Source organism: Streptomyces sp. NPDC055506 (assembly GCF_053643595.1).
This window is the reverse complement of the sequence record NZ_JBSHKH010000296.1, coordinates 1-1,137: the sequence shown is the minus strand read 5'-3', so window position 1 is coordinate 1,137 and position 1,137 is coordinate 1. Positions and strand designations below refer to the sequence as shown.

General features: G+C 71.5%; 1 protein-coding gene. It reads right to left on the bottom strand.

What is annotated here, in order from left to right:
• The coding region (locus tag ACWIF2_RS40745; RefSeq protein WP_454366752.1) for an acyltransferase domain-containing protein at positions 1 to 1,137 on the bottom strand (1,137 nt) is incomplete at both ends.

Sequence of the window (1,137 nt, the reverse complement as noted above, 5' to 3'; positions counted from 1 at the left end):
CGTCGCCGTCTCGAACTCCACCGGCTGCCGCAGATTACGCACCCAGTACTCGGCATCCAGACCCTCGGTCGACAGCCAGTCGCCGGTGACCGTGGAACACAACGGCACCCGCGACACCACCGGCTCCACCACCGCAAGCTCTCGCAGCAGTTCCTCGCGGATCTGCTCCACATGCGCCGAATGCGAGGCGTAGTCCACCGGCACCCGCCGCGCCCGCACACCCTCCGCCTCACACAAAGCGAGCAACTCCTCCAACGCGGGCACATCACCGCTGACCACCGTCGACCCAGGCCCGTTGACCGCCGCCACACCCACCCGGTCCGGCCAGCGCTCCACCACCTGCTCCACCCACGCCCGGCCGGCCACCACCGAGACCATGCCACCCAACCCCGACAGCCTCCGCAACGCCCGGCTCCGCAACGCCACCACCCGGGCCGCATCCCCGAGCGACAAACCCCCCGCCACACACGCCGCCGCAATCTCACCCTGCGAATGCCCCAGCACCGCCGCGGGCTCCACCCCCATCGAACGCCACACCCCGGCCAGCGACACCATCACCGCGAACAACACCGGCTGCAGCACATCCACCTGCTCCCACCGCTCGGCCACCGCACCACCGCCCCGCAGGACCTCACTCAACGACCAGTCCACAAACGGCGCAAGCGCCCGCTCACACTCCTCGATCGACCGGGCGAACACCGGCGAGGAGTCCAGCAAACCCACCGCCATGCCCCGCCACTGCGAGCCCTGACCGGGAAAGACGAACACCGCCCGCGCCTGCGCCTGCGCCACGCCGGAAACACCGGAAACCACCGACGCCGACGGCGTGCCCGCAGCCAACGCCCGCAACCCCGCCAGCAACTCGCCCCGGTCCCCACCCGCACCGAGCACCACCGCCCGGTGCTCCAGCACCGACCGCGCCGACGCCAGCGACCACCCCACATCCACCACATCCAACTCCGGCCGGCTCTCCGCATACTCCGCCAGCCGCCCCGCCTGCGCCGCCAAAGCCCCAGCACTACGCCCCGACACCACCCACGGCACCACCACACCCGGAACAGGAACCTCCCGGCCACCCGCCTCCGCCTGCGCCTCCGCCTGCGGGGCCTCCTCCACGATCACATGCGCATTCGTCCC